General features: G+C 43.3%; 22 protein-coding genes and 2 pseudogenes. 8 read left to right on the forward strand and 16 right to left on the reverse strand.

The window, feature by feature from the left end; all coding sequences use genetic code 11:
• Positions 1 to 23: 23 nt before the first annotated feature.
• The 4 genes from mbcS to ACKTRM_RS13530 form a co-directional block, all read right to left on the reverse strand.
• Positions 24 to 1610 carry an acyl-CoA synthetase MbcS gene (gene mbcS / locus ACKTRM_RS13515; protein WP_012118182.1) on the reverse strand — a complete coding sequence of 529 codons (1587 nt, stop codon included), beginning with the start codon at positions 1608 to 1610 and terminating at the stop codon, positions 24 to 26.
• A 148-nt stretch (positions 1611 to 1758) separates the two neighbouring features.
• Positions 1759 to 1980, reverse strand: a complete 222-nt coding sequence (locus ACKTRM_RS13520) for an alpha/beta-type small acid-soluble spore protein (RefSeq protein ID WP_007408043.1) — start codon at positions 1978 to 1980, stop codon at positions 1759 to 1761.
• A gap of 80 nt (positions 1981 to 2060) precedes the next feature.
• Positions 2061 to 3266, reverse strand: coding sequence for a tRNA uracil 4-sulfurtransferase ThiI (gene thiI / locus ACKTRM_RS13525; protein ID WP_007408042.1), 1206 nt, complete (start codon positions 3264 to 3266; stop codon positions 2061 to 2063).
• Positions 3267 to 3269: 3 nt separating this feature from the next.
• Positions 3270 to 4415, reverse strand: coding sequence for a cysteine desulfurase family protein (locus ACKTRM_RS13530; RefSeq protein ID WP_012118183.1), 1146 nt, complete (start codon positions 4413 to 4415; stop codon positions 3270 to 3272).
• A gap of 193 nt (positions 4416 to 4608) precedes the next feature.
• Here ACKTRM_RS13530 and brnQ point away from each other — a divergent pair, with 193 nt between their 5' ends.
• Positions 4609 to 5949: a branched-chain amino acid transport system II carrier protein gene (gene brnQ, locus ACKTRM_RS13535; RefSeq protein WP_012118184.1), complete on the forward strand. Its 1341-nt coding sequence runs from the start codon at positions 4609 to 4611 to the stop codon at positions 5947 to 5949.
• 113 nt (positions 5950 to 6062) lie between these two features.
• Here the strand turns inward: brnQ and ezrA are convergent, their stop codons facing one another.
• Complete coding sequence (gene ezrA, locus ACKTRM_RS13540; RefSeq protein WP_012118185.1) at positions 6063 to 7754, reverse strand: septation ring formation regulator EzrA; 1692 nt, start codon at positions 7752 to 7754, stop codon at positions 6063 to 6065.
• Positions 7755 to 7949: 195 nt separating this feature from the next.
• On the opposite strand from ezrA, the gene hisJ reads away from it, so the two are divergent.
• The gene (gene hisJ, locus ACKTRM_RS13545; protein WP_012118186.1) at positions 7950 to 8762 is read left to right on the forward strand and encodes a histidinol-phosphatase HisJ; all 813 of its coding nucleotides are present in this window, start codon (positions 7950 to 7952) and stop codon (positions 8760 to 8762) included.
• Here the strand turns inward: hisJ and refZ are convergent.
• Entirely contained in the window at positions 8752 to 9375 is a 624-nt protein-coding gene (gene refZ, locus ACKTRM_RS13550) for a forespore capture DNA-binding protein RefZ (RefSeq protein ID WP_012118187.1), read from the reverse strand. The genes hisJ and refZ overlap by 11 nt on opposite strands.
• A gap of 125 nt (positions 9376 to 9500) precedes the next feature.
• Between refZ and ACKTRM_RS13555 the strand changes: the two genes are divergently transcribed.
• Positions 9501 to 9983 (forward strand): GAF domain-containing protein, encoded by a 483-nt coding sequence (locus ACKTRM_RS13555; RefSeq protein WP_007408037.1) that lies wholly within the window; start codon positions 9501 to 9503, stop codon positions 9981 to 9983.
• A 34-nt stretch (positions 9984 to 10017) separates the two neighbouring features.
• Here ACKTRM_RS13555 and ACKTRM_RS13560 read toward each other — a convergent pair whose 3' ends face one another.
• Entirely contained in the window at positions 10018 to 11766 is a 1749-nt protein-coding gene (locus ACKTRM_RS13560; protein WP_012118188.1) for a sensor domain-containing diguanylate cyclase, read from the reverse strand.
• Positions 11767 to 12056: 290 nt separating this feature from the next.
• Between ACKTRM_RS13560 and rpsD the strand changes: the two genes are divergently transcribed.
• Entirely contained in the window at positions 12057 to 12659 is a 603-nt protein-coding gene (gene rpsD / locus ACKTRM_RS13565) for a 30S ribosomal protein S4 (RefSeq protein ID WP_003152406.1), read from the forward strand.
• Between the two features lie 255 nt (positions 12660 to 12914).
• On the forward strand, positions 12915 to 14285 hold the full coding sequence (locus tag ACKTRM_RS13570) for an aldehyde dehydrogenase (protein ID WP_012118189.1): 1371 nt from the start codon (positions 12915 to 12917) through the stop codon (positions 14283 to 14285).
• Between the two features lie 136 nt (positions 14286 to 14421).
• Here ACKTRM_RS13570 and ACKTRM_RS13575 read toward each other — a convergent pair whose 3' ends face one another.
• The 4 genes from ACKTRM_RS13575 to ACKTRM_RS13590 form a co-directional block, all read right to left on the reverse strand.
• On the reverse strand, positions 14422 to 14979 hold the full coding sequence (locus ACKTRM_RS13575) for an SMI1/KNR4 family protein (RefSeq protein ID WP_012118190.1): 558 nt from the start codon (positions 14977 to 14979) through the stop codon (positions 14422 to 14424).
• 1046 nt (positions 14980 to 16025) lie between these two features.
• Complete coding sequence (locus ACKTRM_RS13580) at positions 16026 to 16790, reverse strand: hypothetical protein (protein WP_012118192.1); 765 nt, start codon at positions 16788 to 16790, stop codon at positions 16026 to 16028.
• Positions 16791 to 16897: 107 nt separating this feature from the next.
• Positions 16898 to 17683 carry a hypothetical protein gene (locus ACKTRM_RS13585; protein WP_012118193.1) on the reverse strand — a complete coding sequence of 262 codons (786 nt, stop codon included), beginning with the start codon at positions 17681 to 17683 and terminating at the stop codon, positions 16898 to 16900.
• A 125-nt stretch (positions 17684 to 17808) separates the two neighbouring features.
• Positions 17809 to 17997, reverse strand: a complete 189-nt coding sequence (locus tag ACKTRM_RS13590; RefSeq protein ID WP_023357081.1) for a hypothetical protein — start codon at positions 17995 to 17997, stop codon at positions 17809 to 17811.
• A gap of 124 nt (positions 17998 to 18121) precedes the next feature.
• On the opposite strand from ACKTRM_RS13590, the pseudogene ACKTRM_RS13595 reads away from it, so the two are divergent.
• A pseudogene (locus ACKTRM_RS13595) lies at positions 18122 to 18274 on the forward strand (type II toxin-antitoxin system HicB family antitoxin); the annotation flags it as partial.
• Here ACKTRM_RS13595 and ACKTRM_RS13600 read toward each other — a convergent pair.
• From ACKTRM_RS13600 to hmpA, 5 genes and pseudogenes are all read right to left on the reverse strand, one after another.
• Complete coding sequence (locus ACKTRM_RS13600) at positions 18266 to 18781, reverse strand: sigma-70 family RNA polymerase sigma factor (protein ID WP_012118195.1); 516 nt, start codon at positions 18779 to 18781, stop codon at positions 18266 to 18268. The pseudogene ACKTRM_RS13595 and the gene ACKTRM_RS13600 sit on opposite strands and share 9 nt — an antisense overlap.
• 221 nt (positions 18782 to 19002) lie before the next feature.
• Positions 19003 to 19431 carry a hypothetical protein gene (locus tag ACKTRM_RS13605; RefSeq protein WP_012118196.1) on the reverse strand — a complete coding sequence of 143 codons (429 nt, stop codon included), beginning with the start codon at positions 19429 to 19431 and terminating at the stop codon, positions 19003 to 19005.
• A 90-nt stretch (positions 19432 to 19521) separates the two neighbouring features.
• Positions 19522 to 19722: an XtrA/YqaO family protein gene (locus ACKTRM_RS13610; RefSeq protein ID WP_012118197.1), complete on the reverse strand. Its 201-nt coding sequence runs from the start codon at positions 19720 to 19722 to the stop codon at positions 19522 to 19524.
• Between the two features lie 296 nt (positions 19723 to 20018).
• Positions 20019 to 20300 (reverse strand): annotated as a pseudogene (locus ACKTRM_RS13615) (DnaB-like helicase C-terminal domain-containing protein); the annotation flags it as partial.
• Between the two features lie 94 nt (positions 20301 to 20394).
• The gene (gene hmpA / locus ACKTRM_RS13620) at positions 20395 to 21585 is read right to left on the reverse strand and encodes an NO-inducible flavohemoprotein (protein WP_012118200.1); all 1191 of its coding nucleotides are present in this window, start codon (positions 21583 to 21585) and stop codon (positions 20395 to 20397) included.
• A gap of 160 nt (positions 21586 to 21745) precedes the next feature.
• Between hmpA and ACKTRM_RS13625 the strand changes: the two genes are divergently transcribed.
• Complete coding sequence (locus tag ACKTRM_RS13625) at positions 21746 to 21817, forward strand: SWIM zinc finger family protein (protein WP_141137932.1); 72 nt, start codon at positions 21746 to 21748, stop codon at positions 21815 to 21817.
• Between the two features lie 5 nt (positions 21818 to 21822).
• Positions 21823 to 22050, forward strand: coding sequence for a hypothetical protein (locus tag ACKTRM_RS13630; RefSeq protein ID WP_007408759.1), 228 nt, complete (start codon positions 21823 to 21825; stop codon positions 22048 to 22050).
• Positions 22051 to 22066: the final 16 nt, after the last annotated feature.

A 22066-nucleotide genomic window follows, 5' to 3' on the forward strand; every position in this document is an offset into this window, starting at 1 on the left:
CCCCGCTCACCCTTTATCCTGTATTATGCTTTTTTATCAGCCTTCAGCCGTTCTTCACGCTGTCTCAGCTCCACACGTCTGATTTTTGCGGACGCCGTTTTCGGCAGGCTTTCGACAAACTCAATTTCTCTCGGATATTTGTAAGGCGCCGTAATCGTTTTTACGTGGTTTTGCAGTTCTTTGACAAGTTCGTCACTGCGCTTTTCATCGTCTTGTAAAACGACATAAGCTTTTACGATTGAACCTCTGATTTCATCCGGGCTCGCCACGACGGCACATTCTTTCACTTCCGGATGCTTCACGAGCGCGTCCTCTACTTCAAAAGGCCCGATTGTATATCCGGAGCTGACGATAATGTCATCATTGCGGCTCTCAAACCAAAAGTAGCCGTCTTCGTCTTTTTTCGCGCGGTCTCCTGTAAGAAAATAATCTCCGCGAATCTGCTTTTTCGTTCTTTCGGGATCTTTATAATATTCCTTGAATAAGGCCGGTGTGCTCAAATGCACGGCGATATCGCCCGTTTCGCCTGTTTCGCATATTTCGCCTTTATCGTTTATAATCTCCACCTGATTTCCGGGGGTCGGTTTGCCCATGCTTCCCGGCTTAATATCCATATCCTTCAGGACGCCGACTAACAGGGTGCTCTCCGTTTGGCCGTATCCGTCTCTCACTTTAATGCCAAAATGCTTCCGGAATACGTCAATGACTTCCCGGTTTAATGGCTCACCCGCAGAAACTGCGCTGTGAAGGGCAGAAAGATCATATTTGTCCAACTCCTCCACTTTTGCCATCAGGCGGTATTCCGTCGGGGTACAGCAGAAGACATTTACTTGATGGCGCTCCAGCAGCTCTAAATACGTCTTGGCGTTGAATCTGCCGTGATAAATGACTCCTGTCGCGCCGCTTCCCAGAATTGCGAGCAGCGGGCTCCACACCCATTTCTGCCAGCCGGGCGCCGCGGTGGCCCACACTGTATCGTCTTCAGAAATATCCAGCCATGCACCGGCTGATGTTTTTAAATGGGCAAAGGCCCAGCCGTGTGTATGTACAACGCCTTTAGGCTGGCCGGTCGTGCCTGAAGTATAGGACAAAAACGCCATGTCTTCTCTTGTTGTATCAGCTGTTTGAAAACTGTCTCCGTCCGCTTCAATCGTTAGGAGGTTTTTCCAGCCGACATTATTTTCACCGATTGACAATGTCACCAGCTGCTCGGTATTCACCTCGTCAAACGCGTTTATAAATGAAGGATAAACGATAGCGCCTTTCACTTCGGCGTGTTTGATCCGGTATTCAAGGTCTTTGGCGCGCAGCATTTCCGAGCAAGGAATGACGACCATCCCCGCTTTTAAGATCGCTAAATAAACGGCATACGCTTCAAGCACTCTCGGAACCATGACAATCAGCTTATCGCCTTTTTCAAATCCGAGACCTTTCAGGCGGGCTCCGATTTTATTCGTTTCTTCCATCAATTTTTCATACGTCCAGACTTTCTTTCCGCCTGTTTGATCTTCCCATATAAGCGCGTTCTTCTCTTTGGAACGGCTGAACTTTTCGATTTCATTTACAAGGTTATAGTTCTTTGGGGCGATTAAATCTTCTCGTTTTAACACGAACAACTCCTCACTTTCTTTCCCCATTATACATAAACATAGGCCATTACAATAAAAATATGCATAAATTGCTTCCCGCCTTCTATCTATACTCATGAAAAAAGAGCGGGGAATTCCCCGCTCTCTTAGCCATTATGTGAAGTTGTGATTAAAACTGCTGCTGGCTGCTTCCGCCCATGCTTTGCTGAGCAAAAGAGACAAGACGTTTTGTGATTTCTCCACCGACAGAACCGTTGGCGCGAGAAGTTGTTTCCGGTCCAAGGTTTACACCGAATTCAGAAGCGATTTCATACTTCATTTGGTCGATAGCTTGAGCAGCGCCTGGCACTAAAAGCTGGTTGCTGTTTCCGCTGTTTGATTGTTGTGACATGTGTATCACCTCCTTGTGAGTATAGAATGTGATAAAACACATGTCTTCATTCAAAAAAACTTTGGTAATTGTATACAGTTTTAAAACAGGCCGGCAAACTTATCGTGAGCTTCCTGCTCCGAGTAAACAGTGATGGTTTCGATGCCGGCAGCGGCCTCTGCAATCAGCGGTTCAAAATCAACGAAGCTTTCGAAGTGCTCGATTTTTTCTTTTTTCGGGCGTGTTTTCGGACTTGGCGGCGTAAAGATGGTGCAGCAGTCCTCAAACGGCTGAATGCTTGTTTCATAAGTGCCGATTTCTTTTGATTTCTCGATGATTTCTGTTTTGTCCATTCCGATTAAAGGGCGCAAAATCGGCGTTGCCGTCACCGCATTGATCGCATACATGCTTTCAAGCGTCTGGCTCGCTACCTGCCCGAGGCTTTCTCCCGTAATGATCGCGAGCGCTTTCCGTTCTTCTCTGATTCTGTCCGCGATTTGCAGCATAAGACGCCGCGTCGCCGTCATCGTATAGTTCTCCGGGATTTGTTTTTGGATGAGTTCCTGCGTCTTTGTAAACGGCACGATATGAAGTGTCATACTGCCGCCGAACTTCGCGAGGCATCCCGCGAGATCCATGACTTTCTGCTTTGCCCGTTCACTCGTATACGGCGGACTGAAGAAATGTACCGCTTCAACTGATAATCCCCGTTTCATCGCGTAAAAACCGGCGACCGGACTGTCAAAACCGCCGGAAAGCATCAGCATCGCTTTACCCGCGGAACCGACAGGAAGGCCTCCGGCGCCTTTTTCGTTACGAATAGTCAGGAATGTCGCTTCCTCCCTGATTTCAATCCGAAGCGGAATATCGGGATGTTTCACATCGACGGTTAATCCATCCGTGTTTTTCAAAATGTGGCCGCCGATTTCAGCGTTCATCGCATTCGTATCTAATTCAAACTGTTTGTAAGCCCGTTTGGTCTCGACCTTAAACGTATTCCCCGGTTTATATTCGCCTTCTATCGCGGCTAAAGCCGTTTTTTTAATGTCTTCCAGCTTGCTTTCGCATTTAATTGCGAGACTAAAGCTTTGAATGCCGAATATATTCTTTAATAAGGAACAAATTTCCTCCGGGTTTTCTCCATTAAGTGTAATTGACATCCGGTCCCGGTTTGAAAAGTATTTTACTTTTTTATAATCCTTTAATACCAGGCGGATATTCTGTTTTAATCTTTCAATAAAACTGCGTCTGTTTTTTCCTTTTGTGGATATTTCACCAAAACGGATTAAAATATGATCGTAATTCATATGCTACCTCATCATTTTTTTTAGTTTTTGAACAGCCGGCACCAGCGCGGCCATAAACGGCTCCGTGATGTCAGCCGTATGGCTGAAGTTCAGGCTGACTCTTATGCTGCTTGATGCAATCTGTTCGCCTTTATTCATCTGCAGGAGAACACGGCTCGGTTTGTGCTCTCTTGCCGAACATGCCGAGGTTGTGGAGACATATATTCCTTTTTCCTCAAGCATGTGCAACAGCACTTCCGCCTTCACGCCCGGAACGGAAAAATTAATGATATGCGGCGCGCTGTTTTCAGCGGGGGTGTTGATGACGACCCCGTCCGTCCCGCTCAGCCTTTCCATGAGCGCATTCTTGGCAGCCTCCACGGAAGAAAGCCGCTCGTTCATGTCACGCGCGGAAAGATTGATCGCTTTCGCAAGGGAAACGGCGCCTGCCGTGTGTTCCGTTCCGGCTCGGACGCCTTTTTGCTGCGAGCCGCCCGTGATAAGCGGAATGAGCCGCGTTCCTTTTTTGACGATAAGCGCTCCTGTCCCTTTTAAGCCGTGAAACTTATGCCCTGAAACGGTGCAAAGGTCAATGCCCGCTTCTTCTATAGACAGCGGAACTTTATGAATGCCCTGCACATGATCAACATGAAACAGAATATTCCGGTGCTGCTTCAAAAACCCGCCGATTTCCTTTACGGGCTGAATGGAGCCGACTTCGTTATTGACATGCATGACGCTGACGATTATCGTATCCGGCCTGATAGCCGATTTGACGTCTTTCAAAGAGACGAAGCCGTTTTGATCGGCCGGAAGATATGTGACTTCAAAGCCGAACAGCTCTGTCAGCTGATCAAGCGTCTCCGTCACAGAAGGATGCTCAATCGCCGAAGCAATGATATGTCTCCCTTTACTCATGTTTGCCCAGGCTGCTCCCTTTAACGCAGCGTTATTCGCTTCAGTCGCGCCTGATGTAAATACAATATCATAATTTTTTAAACGCAAGGTTTTTTTTATTTGCTGAGCGGCCGCTTCAAGGAGCTGTTCCGTCTCAGTTCCTAACCGGTGCAGAGACGAAGGATTGCCGAAATAACGGCTGCTCGTCTGTTTGTACACATCCAATACCTCTTCATACGGCTCGGTCGTTGAGCTGTTGTCTAAATATATCATTTTTTTTACTCCTTTAATGAAAACGGTACATCGTATGATATTTATGCTACCATAACAAAAGTAAATATAAATTCGCAATAAATCGAGTATTGACTTCTCTGTACATTGCCATATAATAAGTAATGTTCGTTTTGTTATATTATCTGACAATTAATTGACAGAATATTTCAACATAGTATTTAGGAGGATTTTTATGAAACACTCACTACCTGTCAAAGATACCGTTATTATCGGTTTCATGCTTTTCGCACTTTTTTTCGGGGCAGGAAATATGATATATCCGCCGGAGCTCGGGCAAGCGGCGGGGCATAATGTCTGGAAAGCGATGGGCGGTTTCTTACTGACCGGCGTAGGTCTGCCGCTTTTGGGTATTATCGCCATCGCATTAACGGGCAAAGACGCAAAAGGGCTTGCCGATAAAGCTCATCCGGTATTCGGGACTATTTTCACCGTTGTGCTTTATTTATCAATCGGGCCGCTTTTCGCGATTCCGAGAACCGGAACCGTTTCATATGAAATCGGTGCAGTTCCGTTTTTAAGCGGCATTCCGGAAAGATTATCTTTATTTGTTTTCACGTTGATCTTTTTTTCTATTACGTATTATTTAGCTCTTAATCCTTCCAAAATCGTTGACAGAGTCGGAAAGATTTTGACTCCTATTAAATTCGGTATTATTTTAATCATCGTCGTAAAAGCCATTGTCACTCCGATGGGCGGACTGGGCGCCGTACATCAGGCATATTCCGGAACGCCGGTGTTCAAAGGATTTTTGGAAGGCTATAAAACAATGGACGCGCTCGCCTCGATCGTCTTCGGCGTCGTTGTCGTCAACGCTGTTAAAAGCAGGGGCGTCACCCAGCGTAAAGCGCTCGCCGCCGCTTGTATTAAAGCGGGTCTGATTGCAGCGGCAGGTTTGACATTCATTTATTTATCTTTGGCCTATTTGGGAGCGACAAGCACGGACGCTGTGGGGCCGCTCGGCGAAGGCGCAAAGATTTTATCAGCTTCATCTGATTACCTGTTCGGTTCACTGGGAAACATCGTTCTCGGCTCTGCCATCACCGTTGCGTGTTTAACGACAAGCATCGGGCTTGTCACATCTTGCGGCGAATATTTTTCAAAATTGATTCCCGCTTTATCATACAAAATGGTGGTTACGATTGTCACGCTGTTCAGTCTGGCGATTTCAAATTTCGGACTTGCTGAGATTATTGCATTTTCAGTTCCTATTTTATCAGCCATTTACCCGCTGGCGATTGTCATTATCGTCCTTTCCTTTATTGATAAAATCTTTAAGGAAAGACGCGAAGTCTATATCGCCTGCCTGATCGGAACAGGGCTGTTCAGTATCTTGGACGGTTTGAAGGCAGCAGGCATTCCGCTCGGATCATTAGATTCATTCTTAAACGCAAATCTTCCGCTTTACAGCATGGGAATCGGCTGGGTGCTTCCGGGCATTGCCGGAGCGATCATCGGCTGCATTATCACGTTTTTTACCAGCCCGCCCATCGAATTAAATAAAGCAAAATCGTAACATTCAGCGCCTGCGGTTTGATGTATATCAGCCGCAGGCGCTTTTTATATTCCGTGAGAAACTAAAAAACTGCACCTCTGATTTCCATCAGGGTGCAGTTTTTGCTTATGCGTCTATGAAGCAGATTGATCAGCTTTAATTTTTTTCACGGCGCCGGGAGCTGCTTTTTCAACAGCATCTGCCGCCATCTCATAAGCTTCATTATAGCTGTAAGCATAAAACAGCCGTTCCGCTTCTTTCAGCTGTTCGGATAAAATATGATTCTGGCTTCGGAAGCGGTTGCCGTATTGGATGATCCGCTCAATCAGCTTCACCTGAATCACAAGATCTTCCGCCTCTTCGCTGACTTCCTCAACCACCTTTTCGGCTTCATCCAGATGTTTGGCGGCTTCCTCCATGTTCAGCGGCAGCTCTTCCAATTGGCTGACGGTTTCTTCTATATGATGATTTGCCGTCTCGAGCTTGTCCTTGACTTGTTCAGGAATTCCCGGCACGTTGCTTTTTTGCAGCATTCGGGCCGTGTCAGAAATGGTTTTCCGAAGATGCATCAGCGTTTCCCGCGCCTGCAGTTCTTCTTTTCTGAGCGCCTGCAGATTTTCACGGTATTCGGCATGTTCTTTCTGAGCCTCTTCCAGCTGCTTTTCGATGGCCTCGACTTCTTCAATCAGCAGCGAGTAAGCGACATGCTCGCCGTCAAGCTTTTCTCTCGCCTGCTCAAGGAGCCGGCCGATCGTTTCCAGCTGTTTTTCGAAGGCATGCTGTCTGCCGATTTCTCCTGCCGTCAGCTGATAGCTTTCCTTGACGAGCTCCGTTTCGGTTTTTGTGCGGTCTTTTTCTTCCTCAAGCTTTTCATACGCGATGATCAGCTCAGGCATTTTGCTTAATACGGACTGTCCGGCTTCCACTTCGCCTTCCAGCTGTTCATACATCGATTGAATGGTTTCATCAATCAGCTGAAGGATGGCGGACGCTTCGTCGACATCCAATTCTTCTAGTAGCGCGTTTTCGGCCCGTTTCACTTGATTTGTGAGTGTATCCAGCTCTTTTTCGATTTGAATATGCTCCAATTTGTAGCCTTTTTCCGTCATTTCCCGGTAGCCGTCTTTCAGCTTGGCAATTTGGTTCGGCACGGTCTGTTTACAGTCGGCGAGCAGTTTCGGAACGTCATCTATGTATGTCTGAAGCTGATCCAGTCTGCGGTCCTGTTCAAGCAGCACTTTTCTCGCTTTGATGTAATTGCCGCTTTCCGTCTCTTCTTCGAACTCTTTTATGCCGCTCCAGATTTCGTCGAGATCCGTCTCCAGGCTGTTATAAAGCTCTCCGTAGAGATGGCTGTACGCCAGAAGGTTTTTCCGCGCTTTTGAATACCGCTCACGCACCTGTTCAATCTCTCCGCGGCTTTTTTCCTCGCTCGTCACAAGGTCGCTGATCTCACGCAGTATGCCTTCTATATTTGATTCGGCTGCAGTGAGGAGGTCGTCGATGTGGACAAGCACCTGATTCGCTTTTTTAAACCGGTATTTGTCGGCGTTCTCTTCGGCATCATAAAGGAGCTCTTCTACTTTCGGCAGATGGGCTGTGACAATTTCATCCCACTCCTCGCGCCATCTTTCAAAGAACTCTTCCGTCTCTCCGGTCATTTTCAGATGTTTGATCTTGGACATTTCTTCCACTATCGAACGGTTTAAAATTTCAATCTTCCATGATTCCAGCCGGTCAATTTCCGTATAAATTTTTTTCCTGAAAAAGTAGCCCGCCGCAAAGAGCGCGAGCAGTATAACCAATAATCCGATGACTAACTCCATAATGAGCCCCCTTGTTGTTCTCTTAATCTGTCAGGGTGTTTTATGTATTCAGAAAGATTTCAATATATGTATTGAGAAAATCTGTCGTTTTCATTGTTATTATGATACCATGTAACCAACATTTTTTGACCAGAAATCAAAAACTTTTTGCATAATTTCGGCAGGATTCTGCAATTTTTTAATGGAGTGACACAAATGGAAAAACGAGACGCTCATATCCACACCCCTTTTTGCCCTCACGGCTCGAAGGATGCGCTGAAACAATATGTCGAAAAGGCCCTGGAAAGAGGCTTTGACTCGATCACATTTACAGAGCACGCCCCCCTTCCTCCGTCATTTCAAGATCCCGTACCGCTTCAGGACAGCGCGATGGATCTCAGACAGATGGAGGTTTATTTGGAGCGGCTGTCACAGCTGAAAAAGGAATACGATGGACAAATCAGCATTCTGACTGGACTTGAAACCGATTTTATCACAGGGTATGAAGAGGAAACCGCGGCGTTTCTGAACACGTACGGCCCCTCACTGGATGACGGCATTTTATCCGTTCATTTTTTGAAAACCGGCCCGTCTTATATATGCCTAGATTTTGACGAGCACGCCTTTCAGCAGCTTGCCGACCACTTCGGAAGCATTGAAGCCGTATATGAACAATACTATGAAACCGTGTATTCTTCCATTGTAACACCGCTCGGCCCCTTTAAGCCAAAACGGGTCGGCCATATCACGCTCGTCAAAAAATTCGCGCGCCTTTTCCCTTACAGCATGTCACCTCAAATAAGAGAGCTTGCGGCCCGCTGTCTTGACGCCGTGAAAGAACACGGAATGGAGCTGGATGTGAATACATCCGGGCTCAGAAAGAAGTTTGCCGGGGAAGTATACATGGAGGATTGGATGGCTGAGACGGCGAAGCAAAAAAAAATCCCGCTCATATTCGGGTCGGACGCCCATCAAGCGGAAGATGTCGGCAGTTCCTACGAAACGTACAAAAACATCATTACTTCATAAGCGCTGCATCAGGCCGTCGGAACACGCTTTCGATCCAGATCTTCACCTCTTCAAAATACCTTTTATAAAAGTACCGCTCATGAGGCTGCATATAGAGCACCTCCGTAATATATTGAGGCTGGAGATACGGCATCATCAAGAGGGATTTCAATTGCAGAATAAAATGCGGCACGGGCAGCGTCAGCCGTCTATGGCGTGACTGCCCTTCTTCAATCACCAGCTGGAAAATATATTTTTCTTTCATTAAGTAAGTAGACATAATTTCCCTGATAAGCACGGAATCAATCGTCACTTCCCGGTACACAAACCGCGTTAATTGACGGTTATTGTGCTGATAGGATAAAATATCGAAAATCACCCGCAGGATGCGTTCCTGCGCGTCTTCACCGTTCATACTGACGGCGGCTTTTTCCAGCGCTTCAGTATAGCCTTCGTAAAACTCGGAAACTAAATGTTCCATTAATCCGCCTTTCCCTTTAAAATAGTAGGAGATGTGCGCAACATTTACATCAGCTGACTTTGCGATTTCACGGACGGACGTGCCGGAATAACCTTTTTGGTTAAACAGCTGGACAGCGGCGTTAATAATTTTGTCTTTGGTGCTTACTTTCATACGGCTCACCCCTTTATGTGTAACAATTCAAGCAGAAAGGCGCCGTTCCTGTAAGAACTTCTCGACAAATGCCGGCAGAACGGCCGGAACTTTGTTTGATATTATAGAAAAAGTGAGGGTTTTCCATGTTTCATGTCGAAAAACAATCCGGAGATAAAGAAAAAAGTTATCAGCTTCTGCTTAAACAGCTCGAAGCCATGACAGAAGATGAAACGGATGCGATCGCAAATTACGCGAATGCGTCAGCGCTTTTATACCATTCATTACATGAAGTCAACTGGGCGGGGTTTTACTTCGCTAAAGAGGGCGAGCTTGTGCTCGGACCGTTTCAAGGACTTCCTGCCTGTGTGCGCATTCCGTTCGGCAGAGGCGTATGCGGCACTGCCTACTCTAATGGCGACGTGCAGCGGATTGCCGATGTGAATGCGTTCCCGGGACATATCGCCTGTGACGCGGCTTCCCAGTCAGAAATCGTCCTCCCGATCCGCGTAAACGGTGAAGTGATCGGTGTGCTGGACATTGACAGCCCCGTGAAAAACCGTTTTGATGAAACGGACGAAACCTATTTAGCAAAGTTTGTTGAAACGCTTGAAAAACGATTAGGATAAACAAAGGAGCCCGGCCGGCAGGCCGGCTCCTTTTTTATGTCGTCGTGCTGTTTTGATGGATGATCAGCCGGTTTTTGCCGTTCCGTTTGGCGATATAAAGCGCCTCATCCGCTTGCTGAACGAGCAATTTCAACGGCATCGGGCCGGTCTTTGACCAGCAGGAAACGCCGCAGGAAATCGTCACGCGCGGCTCGGTATTTTCCCGGATGGCGCGAACCAGCCTTTTAGCGATGCGTTCTCCGGATGACACGTTGATATTCGGCAGATAGACAGCCAGCTCCTCGCCCCCCCACCTCGCAGCGACATCATGCTCACGAATATGGTTCTTCATAACGGTGGCCACCTGAATCAGGATCGAATCTCCCGTTTGATGACCGTATGTATCATTAATATTTTTGAAATTATCGATATCAACGAGGATGAATACACCCCGTTTATGAATTTTCATGCTGTATTGAATTTTCTCATCCAGATAGGTTCTTGAATACAGCTCCGTCAGCTGGTCTGTCTGAACAAGATGCTCAAGCCTGTCGCGCAGCATGGAGTTCGTGACCGCCAATGTCGCATGGTGAATGAGCGCTTGAAAAAGCTTATACATTTCAAACGTAAAAGCATACAAATCCTTTTTCAATAAAATCGCGAACCCGAAGACGGTGTCATTTTCGATCATCGGCACCGCCATCAGCGAGCCGAAACCGTTTTCGCCGAATACAGTCTTTCCGCTGCCGATAAACACGCCCTTTTCTCCCTCGAACAGCTTTTCTTTCACAATGCTGATATAAGGGTTCGCACGTTCTGTCTTAAAAAAAGCGGTATGTCCCGGAAGCAGATTTTGCGTCTCAAAATGATCAATATGAAAAAAAGCCACTTCTTCCGCATGAAACGATTGGGTCATAATGGCGGCGAGCTCCCGCATCGTATCAGTGAGTCTGAGGCGCTGATTCAGCTGGCGCGATGTTTCATTAATGAGCTCCAGATTCGCAATGCTTTTTTTCGATTGCTCATAGAGCTGCGCATTTTCAAATGCTTTTCCCGCTGCGCCCGCAAGCAGCAGCATTTCACTGAGAGTACTGCACGAAAGAACGGCATCCTGCAGCCCCTCCGTCTTCAGAACCCCGTAAGTCCCCTGCTGGCCTTTGATCGGCAGATAAGCAGATGACCTGCCTTTTCTGAGCAGTCTCCCCGATAAATAAACCTTCAGGGCAGACGGATCGGCATCTTTTCCGTCCATATGTAATTCTTTTGCGGGAAGCTGTCTGTCCGTATCCTGATCCTGCGTGATAAACAGTGAAAAACGGAAAGACCGGAAAGCCGTACTCAAACTTGCCTGCAGTTTTTCCAAAACCTCATTTTGGTCCAAAAGCGAATGGAACATTTCTGTCATTCTGTGAATTTTCCGCTGATGCTTCGTTTTGTCAAACAGCCCGCTTTGTCTCACAGATTGATTAATAAACTGAGTAACGATCTCAGGCAATGATTCCGGGATCGGCAGCCCGCCTTCCGAGCACAGATAAAAGGATCTGCCGGAGGTCTGATTCCTGATCATAAAACGGCCGTCACTCTCTTTCAGCGGAGCATAATGCGGTTCATCTTCTGTTTTTATGGTGAAACGTGTTGATTCTGCCGGTGAAAGGGTCAATGAAAGAGATGTAAAGCAGGATTCTAGAGCTGAGGCCAGCCATAACAGCGAGTCGGATAATGAGACGGATTCAGATTTCGTTAAGAAAAAAGAAAGCATTTTCTGATGAAAGGCCGTCACTTCATCAATTGTTTGTTTTTTCATTTTTATCACCTAAACATGTACTACTCATTTTTGTACATTATATCATAAACCGGCACTCTTCATGGAGAAATGGTTGACGGCGGCGGAGAAAAATCATATAATGTTCTTTGTGTGAAATATTGCAGCCTTTTTGTTCAGCTTCTGTGTTTGCATTTTGTTCCTTAGCTGTAAGGTGTATCGTGTAACTCTCTGCTGCTGGAGCGAGGATACATGAAAACAAAATGTGCACGGTCGGATCGAACAGACGGTTTTTATTTTCCACAAAATAAAACCAAAGGAGGAGTCACATTATGGCTCGCTATACAGGTCCATCTTGGAAACTGTCTCGCCGTTTAGGAATCTCTCTTAGCGGTACAGGTAAAGAATTAGAAAAACGCCCTTACGCACCAGGTCCCCACGGTCCGGGACAGCGTAAAAAACTATCAGAATACGGTTTGCAATTGCAAGAAAAGCAAAAACTTCGTCACATGTACGGTGTAAACGAACGTCAATTCCGCACATTGTTTGACAAAGCTGCAAAAATGACTGGTAAACACGGTGAAAACTTCATGATTCTTTTAGATGCACGTCTTGATAACGTTGTGTACAAGCTCGGTCTTGCACGCACTCGCCGTCAAGCACGCCAATTAGTTAACCACGGTCACATCCTTGTTGACGGAAGCCGCGTTGACATTCCGTCTTACCAAGTAAAACCTGGTCAAACAATCGGTGTTCGCGAAAAATCAAGAAACCTTTCTATCATCAAAGAATCTGTAGAAGTAAACAACTTCGTTCCTGAGTACCTTACTTTCGACGCTGAAAAGCTTGAAGGTACATTCACTCGTCTTCCAGAGCGCTCTGAGCTTGCTCCGGAAATTAACGAAGCGCTTATCGTTGAGTTCTACTCCCGTTAAGTAAAACGCTCTTTAAAGAGCATTGGATTAAACCCCGGACATGTTGTGATGACAATGTTTCCGGGGTTTTTCTTTTGGGCTGTCAGAATAATGGACAGATGCTCCCTCTCTTTATTAAAAAAAGCCCCGGACAGGGGCTTTTTTTATGTGCCTACTGGCTTTTCAGCTACATGTACATTAGAAAATCCCATTTGACAAGCAGAAGCGATTTTTCACATAATGAATCATCATACCTTACAAAAAAGGAGCGACTGAATGAACAGCATTCCCTCTATCGTCAGCAAGCACAAAGCCTATTTTGCGGCGGGGCATACGAGACAGCTAGAATCGAGACTGAACATGCTGCAAAAGCTGAAACAAGCCATCAAAACACAAGAAGCCGATATAACAGCCGCTCTCTACCAGGATCTCCACAAATCCGAACAGGAGTCGTACACGACAGAAATCGGAATTGTACTGGAGGAAATCAGTTTTGTGATGAAGCGGCTGGGAAAATGGGTCAAACCGAAACGAGTCAAAACGCCTCTGACTCACCTAGGCTCGAAAAGCATCATTATCCCTGAGCCATATGGAACCGTTTTGGTGATTGCGCCTTGGAATTATCCCTTGCAACTGGCGCTTTCTCCGTTGATTGGAGCCATTGCAGCGGGGAACACGGTCGTTCTCAAACCGTCAGAATATACGCCGGCGGTTTCCGCTGTTCTTTCCAAACTCATCAGCAGCGTTTTTCCTAGTGACTATGTCGCTATGGCGGAGGGCGGGCCCGATGTCAGCACTGTGTTATTACAGCAGCCCTTTGACTATATTTTCTTCACAGGAAGCGTTGCCGTTGGAAAAATCGTCATGGAGGCCGCCGCCAAACAATTAATTCCCGTTACCTTGGAGCTCGGCGGCAAAAGTCCCTGCATTGTCCATAAGGATGCTGATATACAGCTTGCCGCCAAACGCATCGTCTTCGGGAAATTTACAAATGCAGGGCAAACCTGCATCGCACCGGATTATTTATTTGTCCACCAAGATATCAAAACGAAGCTCACAGAAGAAATGAAGCGTGCGATCAGTGAATTTTACGGCCCTCAGCCTGAACAAAATCCGCAGTACGGCAAAATCGTCAGTGAACGCCACTATCAGCGGCTGCTCAGCTTTCTGAATGATGGCATCCCGCTCACAGGCGGACAATTTAATCCTGATCACCACAAAATAGCGCCGACGATTCTAGATCAAGTGAAGGATGACTCTCCAGTGATGCAGGAGGAGATTTTCGGGCCAATTCTTCCGCTGTTTACATACGGCGATATCGATGAAGTCATCGAGAAAGTCCAATCACGCCCAAAGCCGCTCGCCCTGTATCTCTTCACCACAAACAAAGAAACTGAGCGCGCTGTTTTAGAGAACCTGTCGTTTGGCGGCGGCTGTGTCAATGATACGTTAATGCACGTCGCGACACCGTATTTGCCATTCGGCGGCGTCGGGGAAAGCGGCATCGGCAGCTATCACGGATTTGACAGCTTTAACACGTTTACGCACAAAAAAAGCGTCGTCAAACAAACGAACCGCTTCGACTTCGCTTTCCGTTATCCTTCTTCCAAAAACGGGCTGCGAATGATTCGGAAAATACTTAAATAAAAAAGCGCAGAGTATCTGCGCTTTTTATAAATCCTCTATACACCAATTAATCGGTTCGTCTCCTAAATTAAACCTATTTTAAAAGTTCAAATCGAAGTCTAATAGTAAAAATGAACCAACCCAACTGTAGGAAAGGTTAATCCTCATCACCCTGGTGAGTCCTATAATAATTTTCAGCAGTATAGATATTCCACTCCCAAAAATTTGCTCCTTGAGACATGATATACCTATCTAAAAATATCTCAAAATTAAGTTGCATTGGTTCATACTCAACAAATCCGCGGAACCATAAATAGTTTGGGTCTGTGGACATTTTGGTTTTGTCAATTAACAAATAACATCCGTCTAACAGATGTGCGACGGGAATAAACTGAGGCTTTAAAAAACCATTTTGCATATACTTTTCAATCTCTTCTACATTAAGAATATGCAAACCCCCACCCACATTCTCACCGTAAAACAACAAATCAAATATTCTGGCTCCGTTATGCAATTTTAAAAAGGTTTTATAATCTTCAGGAAGTGAGACTTTTATTTTCTTCTCAAAACTTTCAATCTCCAGATCTGTTGCACCTTTAAAGAAAATACATTCTGTTTCTAAAAGAGCTCCTTCATTCCCTAAAATTTTCAAGCGGCCTTTTTCATCAATTAATTCTTTTAGACCTTGGAGCGTTTTTTCAACAAAAACTGCCATTGAGCCACCTCTTACTTATTAATATTTATCCCACCAAGGATTTAAAAGGTTGTAATCCGTTCTGTGATTCCATTTTTCTCTTTTATCGACAGGTACAACCGGGAAATTTGCTTTAGCCGGTAAGGGCATTGTTTTTTTCTGTGAGTATTTAATATCTCTGGATACAGCATTGCTATTTTATTCGCAAGAGCAGGAGCCAATGTTCCAGTTGAAGTATCAGGAAGTGAACCATTCCAGCCGGCTACCGAAGTATGTTGGGACATAAAAAGCTTTGTCTATTTATGATACTACGACGTTGAATATGATTTACCTGCTTTAATAACCTTCCCTAAAAATTCTCTATTATGGAGAAAAACCCTTCCATATTTTCCGCTATAAGTGTTACATACGTATAACCGTTTGTTCCTCCTCCCCCCGCTTCTTTCCGGGTGCCTCCTGTTGTGGCACTTTAAACAGATCGTTTTATGATTATCAAGATTAAATGCCCCGCTTGAATCATCTCTTAATGTGATGAGATTGTGGACCGTATTTGTCTCCTATTAATCCACGACGACGGCACTCACAACACAAATAGCCGTCCCTAATCAGAACGACTTTCCTTACTCGCTTCCAGCGTGCTGTATTATAGAGTTTGTCTAATTCGTCACGTTGCCTTGCCATACTTATTCCTTTTCTGATTTACCTGAACAGACTACACACGACAAGCAGAAGAACGTGAGCGCAATAAACCATGACGTCTCAAATGGGTGCGCATAAATTGTTTCCATGCTTTATCTCCTTCCTTCACTCAACATAATAAAAGCTTCTGTGGTTAGCGGCTTTGTTGTTGGCATCCTTTCAGCCGCTCACATTCTTTCCTAATTCCTCAAAGGCTTAACTAATTGTTTTATGCAATCCCTCCAATCATATTCTTTCTAAACTGCCCCCGTACTCAGACCGTTAACCGCCAATAGTTCTCCCTGAGATTTACCGGGTTCAGTTTACAGAGAATATAAAAAGGCATCTAAGATAGATGCCCGGCCTAAAGTGAATAGCCTCAGCGCAGTTTAGGCGCCAAGACTATTTTCATTTTTTATTTTTTCTTCAAGTTCTGCCACCACACTTTCCAACACTTCCTCGTACAGTTGGGCAGATCTCGTTAATCTGTGAGTTTCTATTAATATCTTACTTGCTATCATCAGACCCATCATGAGTAGAGTTATTGCGTTAATGTAATTAATCATAGCATTACTAATAAGGTTGAATGTATTCCCATATACACTTTTTATAGTATCCATTACCTCTGGTTTCAGAATTAAACCCGATATTAATCCTAAAATCACTCCAATGGATGTGTTAGTTAAAAAGTCTTCTGCTTTTTTGGTAGTACTAGACTTATAATATATTCTTAATGTTTTAACTTTTTGTAAGGCTGTGTGCTTGTCGGTTCCAGCCCAATCATTAATTGATTCTTTGAGATTATCAACTTCTGATATAACATCATCTATATCAGAACAATCATGTAAAAATCCTTCATATTTTAGATCTCTTTCAAAAGCCCTGCTTTTTCTATATCGCAATTTATACAAAAAAGTAAGGCACCAAAATAAACATGAAAATATTAATAAATTCATGAATAAAAATACTGTATATTGTATTATTAATTCCGTGTTTTGTTTAAATATAATAGCTAAACCTATTCCTATTGCAAATTCCCATAAAAGATATTGAGCATATTTAACTGAATAATTCCGAGATGGTATAAACAAAAATTTAAAAATCTTTTTCATCCCAACCCATAAGATAGAAATTATTTTCTTTAAGATTCTCACTGTGTCCTCCTACAAATCAACTTCTAAAATTGGAGAGATAATTCAACAAAAAAACATTGGCGAAATAGTTTAACGTTTCCTCTGAAACGGTTAATCCTCTTGCTCCTTCATTTCTCTTCTTGTACCCTCTTCATTAATGTTTGAAGTGGTTTACGATCCTTTTTTTGTGCTAGAACTTTTATAAAGTAATCCTCCTCGTTCTTGTATCTGAACAAGGTTTGGACATATCTCTTTTTGTATCTCAGATTCGTATTTGATAAAAGTCTATTATATATTCTGTTACTTGATAATTTGCTGTTTTGGAAATAAAAATCATTCGTCAAAATCGTTTTAGCATCTTCGATACTATGAAAATAACTTGTTAACATTCTAAATAAAAAATAATATGTCCTATATTTAGAAAGTTCTTTTTTAGATTCGTTATCAAATGGTGAAATTCTCAATAATTCATTCAATAATTCTTCTATAAGAGCTAGTTGTTCTTGATCTTTACCAATACCAGCTATATCCTCCATAGCTTCATATCTCAATACAGCGTTGTATGCTCTTATAATCTTTGGAGAAGCAAATTTAAGATTATTTCCTATATGATCATTTATTTTATCTAATTGATTCTCTTTCTCCCATATTTGTATTACTTCACCTTTAAAATGATCTTTTCTAAAAGCTGTTTGATAGTCATAATACATATATATCTCCAATAAAATTGGAGCAAACAATTCATTATAAACTACTCTTTCACTATTCTTTCTTTCTCTTTTTAATGTCAGACGGTGTGAAAAAAATTGAGCAACACAGGCTCCCACAAATCCACCTAATAATGTGGTAGTTGCAGTTAAAGTAGCTGGTCTAAGATTTTCTGGAATCCATGAAATAATGTCTATGTCATTCACCTCCCAGATTATTATCGGTGAATGATAGTAGCAAAGAAACAGTTTGCAAAATTTGTCGAACGATTTTACCGGAAGTAGTTTACAGAGAATATAAAAAAACACCCAGTAGGGTGCAAAAAAACAACTTATCTCTTTTTAACTTTAAAAGAAGTGACCTGCTGCATATTTATTACAACGGCTGATCCATTATGTTCATATTCGTACCAATCTTTACATGCCTTAATTTCGTCGATCAGTGCTCTTGCAGATTCAGCTTCAATTCTAGTTGATCTAGAATTTTCATTATCAAAACTAAAAACAACATTAAAAGTCAATAGTTTCACCTCCCACCTTATTATCGGCAAAAGAACGTGATAATGGAGCCATTTGCGAAATTTGTCGAACAAAAGTTCCTTTCATAAATTAATCTCAACCGTAAGACAAAATGATTTTTTTCAAAATAAATGCGGTGAAAAAACACTAACTGTACCTAAATGGCTGGCGGAAGCAGCAGAAAAAGAAGGTGTAAACTTTTCGCAGCTTCTTCAATTTGCATTACGTGAGCGGCTTGGCATTAATAAAAGATCAAAAAATACAGCCTGTTTAAGCTAAACAAAAAAGGCTGGCATTTGCTCTATTTATCATTTTTAAGCGGGATCGTTCAATATTTTTTTGAACGGTTCCTTTTTTTATATTGAGTAAAGCGGCTATTTCTTCAAAAGACAAATTTTGCACAGCGTGCATGATAAAAATATCTTTCTCCCGGTCTGTCAGTACAGATAAAGCATCCTCTATTCTTTCCCTATCCCAATCACTCACCTCTCCATCAGGCTCCTGAATGATGGCATACTCTTCCGGAAGTGCATCAATTAAACGAGGATCAGATAGGATTGTCCTTTTATACACATCCCTACGATCAGCACCACGGCGGGCACCGGGTTGTCTCCCATTCTGCAGCCATTCAATTGTATATTCAAGGTCGCTAATCATGCCACCACTGATCTTTTTATCGCTTTTTTGTTCAGCGGTTAAGAGACTGTCAGCAACCTGCGATAACTGCCGGTACGTCTTTTTGACATCTTTCAATGCGTTTTTATATTCAATGATTAAATCTTGCATATGCTGTTATTTCCCCTTAAGCCGCTCCCGGATCGTTTCGGTCTTGTAACCCTTTAATCCCCAAAAGTGGGGAAAAACGCTCTGGAATGAATCCTATGCGGTTTTATCAGCATACTTTTCCAGCTCTCTCCCAAAACACAAAAAACGGACACCAACCAAAGTACAGATTTTCATCCGTACAATGATCAGTGTCCGCAGGCTTTCCGTCTTGGACGTAGATATTAAATAATTCCTAATTCCTTCCGTTTTTCTGTGAATTTTTTTGTTACATAATCATAAAGCCTTTTATCATCGTCTACTTTTGAACTTTCGTAGTTATTCATCCTAGCCATTTCATTTATTCTAATTGAAGTATCATAGAGATCATTTACCATAACTTCTAACTCAATGGGACAAAATGTCACAAAACTTTCAATAATGCCTTTAATTTTTGTAATCTGTTCGTGTGAGAGACCATCATATCCTTTTGGTGTATAAGCATCTGTCATAATTATATTATATAAAGGCGAATAAACTTTATTGAGTGCCTCCTCTAAATATCGCCCATCACGTAATTTCTTCTCTCTTTTATATTGACCTCTATTGGAAAAATAAGCTGTGACTATGGATGTAATAATTATTAATAATACTTGGTATAAAAAATTCAACAAAATAATAATCCCCTTTGTTTTTAGGATTATTATAGCAGATCAACCTCTCATAAAATAGAAAATATTCAAAATTAAGTTAAACCTATTGAGTTATCTAAACAATTCGCCTTCATCCCACTTAACACGGGTTACTTTTCCTTTACTCGTGACAATTTTTGTTTCTCCATGCTCAGGGAGCGGCGTCATTTTTGCTTCTCCATTTGAAACAATGACAGCAAAATTTTCATACTTTGCCATGTCAATTATAAGTTTATCCTTCTCTATTATAGAATCTAATTTTATTAGTCTCAAATAGTTGCCCTCCTTTTGAATCATTTAGCTTTCCGGAAGCGGAATGGCTATCAATTTCTTTTAAATATCCGGTCGTTACCGCTTACGGCAATAAAAGTCTTTATCCTAACCTGATCTTTAGTTTCTCGTATTCAAGCAAATAAGCGTTCATCCTGTCTTTAAATTTCTCTTGCAAATAAAAATTCAGCGCCTCTTCCGAATCCTGCAGCCGTACCGTTTTTTTCTCGTACACCAAAAATTCGATCAGCAGGATAAGTGAGTAATAATTGTGTCGAAGCGCTGCCTCATACCAATCTCTAATCGTCAAAACGCCGCTCCAGGTTGACAAAAAGCCCGTATTCTTTGATGAACGCCAGTGAAACAGTTCCGACCGGGCCGTTTCGCTGCTTGCCTATAATGATCTCAATAATATTTTTGCTTTCGCTTTCTTTGTCGTAATAATCATCTCGATAAAGAAACCCAATGACATCCGCGTCCTGTTCAATTTGTCCCGATTCTCTTATGTCTGACATCATCGGTCGTTTATCATGCCGCTGTTCACCGCCCCGTGAAAGCTGACTGAGTGCAATAACACTAATATGGCACTTAATTCAGCCCTTCCTTGCAAGAGAATAAAAAAAGCACCCAACCCGGGTGCTTCATACATTAAAATCATCGGCCTTCCTTCTTCAATCACACCATACTCAGCTGCGGTTCAAATAATTCATAGTGAATGGATTCCGGCGGTGTATTGAATTCAGAAATCAGCTTTTTCATTTCTTTAATGAACGACGGTGATCCGCACAGGTAAAAATCAGCATCTTTATCTGTCATCACTTCTTCTAACAGCTGTTTGTCAATCCGGCCTTCCCGAAAACGAATGTTTTCTGAACGGTCTTGTTCGGACGGCTCACTGTAAATAAAGAGGGTGTCAACGGATGAGTGTTCCGCGGCTTCTTCAGCTTCATGCCGCAACGCATGATACTCTCCGCTCCTTGCCGCATGGATAAAGAGAACGTTTCGCTGCGGCTGGGTTTTGGCAACCGTCTTTAACATGCTGATCATCGGGGTAATTCCGACACCGGCACTGATGAGAACCAGATTCTTTTTGGAATCAGGGTCTAATACGAAATCCCCGGCCGGAGCGCTGATCTCAATTGAATCCTTTTCGTGTAATTGGTCATGCAGATATGAGGAAACAATCCCTTCTTTTTTCACGGAAATCCGGTAATAATCCTTACCGGACACGTCGGATAAGCTGTATTGGCGGATATGCGTATAGCCCGTGTCCGGAATGTATACTTTTACACTGATATACTGCCCCGCTTTGAATTCGGGGAGAACTTGTCCGTCTTCCGGTTTTAAATAAAACGACGTTATCTCTTTGCTTTCTTTTACCTTTTTATCAATTTGAAACGCCTTATAGTCTTTCCAGCCGCCTTTTTGCGTTTCCGCTTGTTCATACATGTCCTTCTCAATTCCGATAAAAGCGTCTGCAATGACGCCGTATGCTTTTTCCCATGCCTGAATGACCTCAGGAGCGGCCCCGTCTTTTAGCACATCCTTTATCGCGATTAACAAGTACTTTCCAACGATTGGGTAATGCTCGGGCTTAACACCGATACTCCGGTGTTTATGGCTGATTTGTTTGACGACGGGAACGATGTTTTCCAGCCGGTCAATATTGGCTGCGGCTGCAATCACAGCATTCGACAAGGCCGTACGCTGTGTTTTTTTCTTTTGATTTGTCTGATTAAAGATATTCAGCAGCTCAGGGTGATGCTGAAACAGCAGGTCATAAAATCGTCCTGTGATTTCTTCACCATGCTCTTCTAAGACCGGCACTGTGCTTTTAATGATTTCAATCGTTTTTTCATCGAGCATTCTAAAAATCCCCCTAAAGATGTATGCATCTCGATTGACCTGAGAAAAGAATCGTTTTTGAATTCTTTTTTATAGATTTCCCCGCTCAAAAAGGGTTAGCCATTCCAATTTGAGGCGGATTCAGGAAAAATCAGAAAAACGAAATTGCAGCTGAAAAATTGTGGACTTGCCATGGTGTACTTGTCCGATGCAAAATCCTCCTTGTCAGCATTTAATAAAGTACGGGAGGTGAGATGAATGGGTAAAAAATCGAAAGTGTATTACTGTGACCCTAAGTATATTGTGACTGACAAGTATACTGACAAAGAAGTGGTTTACGTCCATCCCATCAAACACATTAACAGAGAGCATATCCGTTATGTTCCCCGCCACGTTTATAAGGAAGAAACAATTCACGAAGTCATTGATCCGGGCGATCCGGGGAAATGCGGGTGTAAAAAGCAGAAAAAAAGACGCAAAAAGTAATTGGTTCGATTTCTTG

The sequence above is a fragment of the Bacillus sp. D7-8 genome, from assembly GCF_052055895.1.
GTDB classification, from domain to species: Bacteria; Bacillota; Bacilli; order Bacillales; family Bacillaceae; genus Bacillus; species Bacillus velezensis.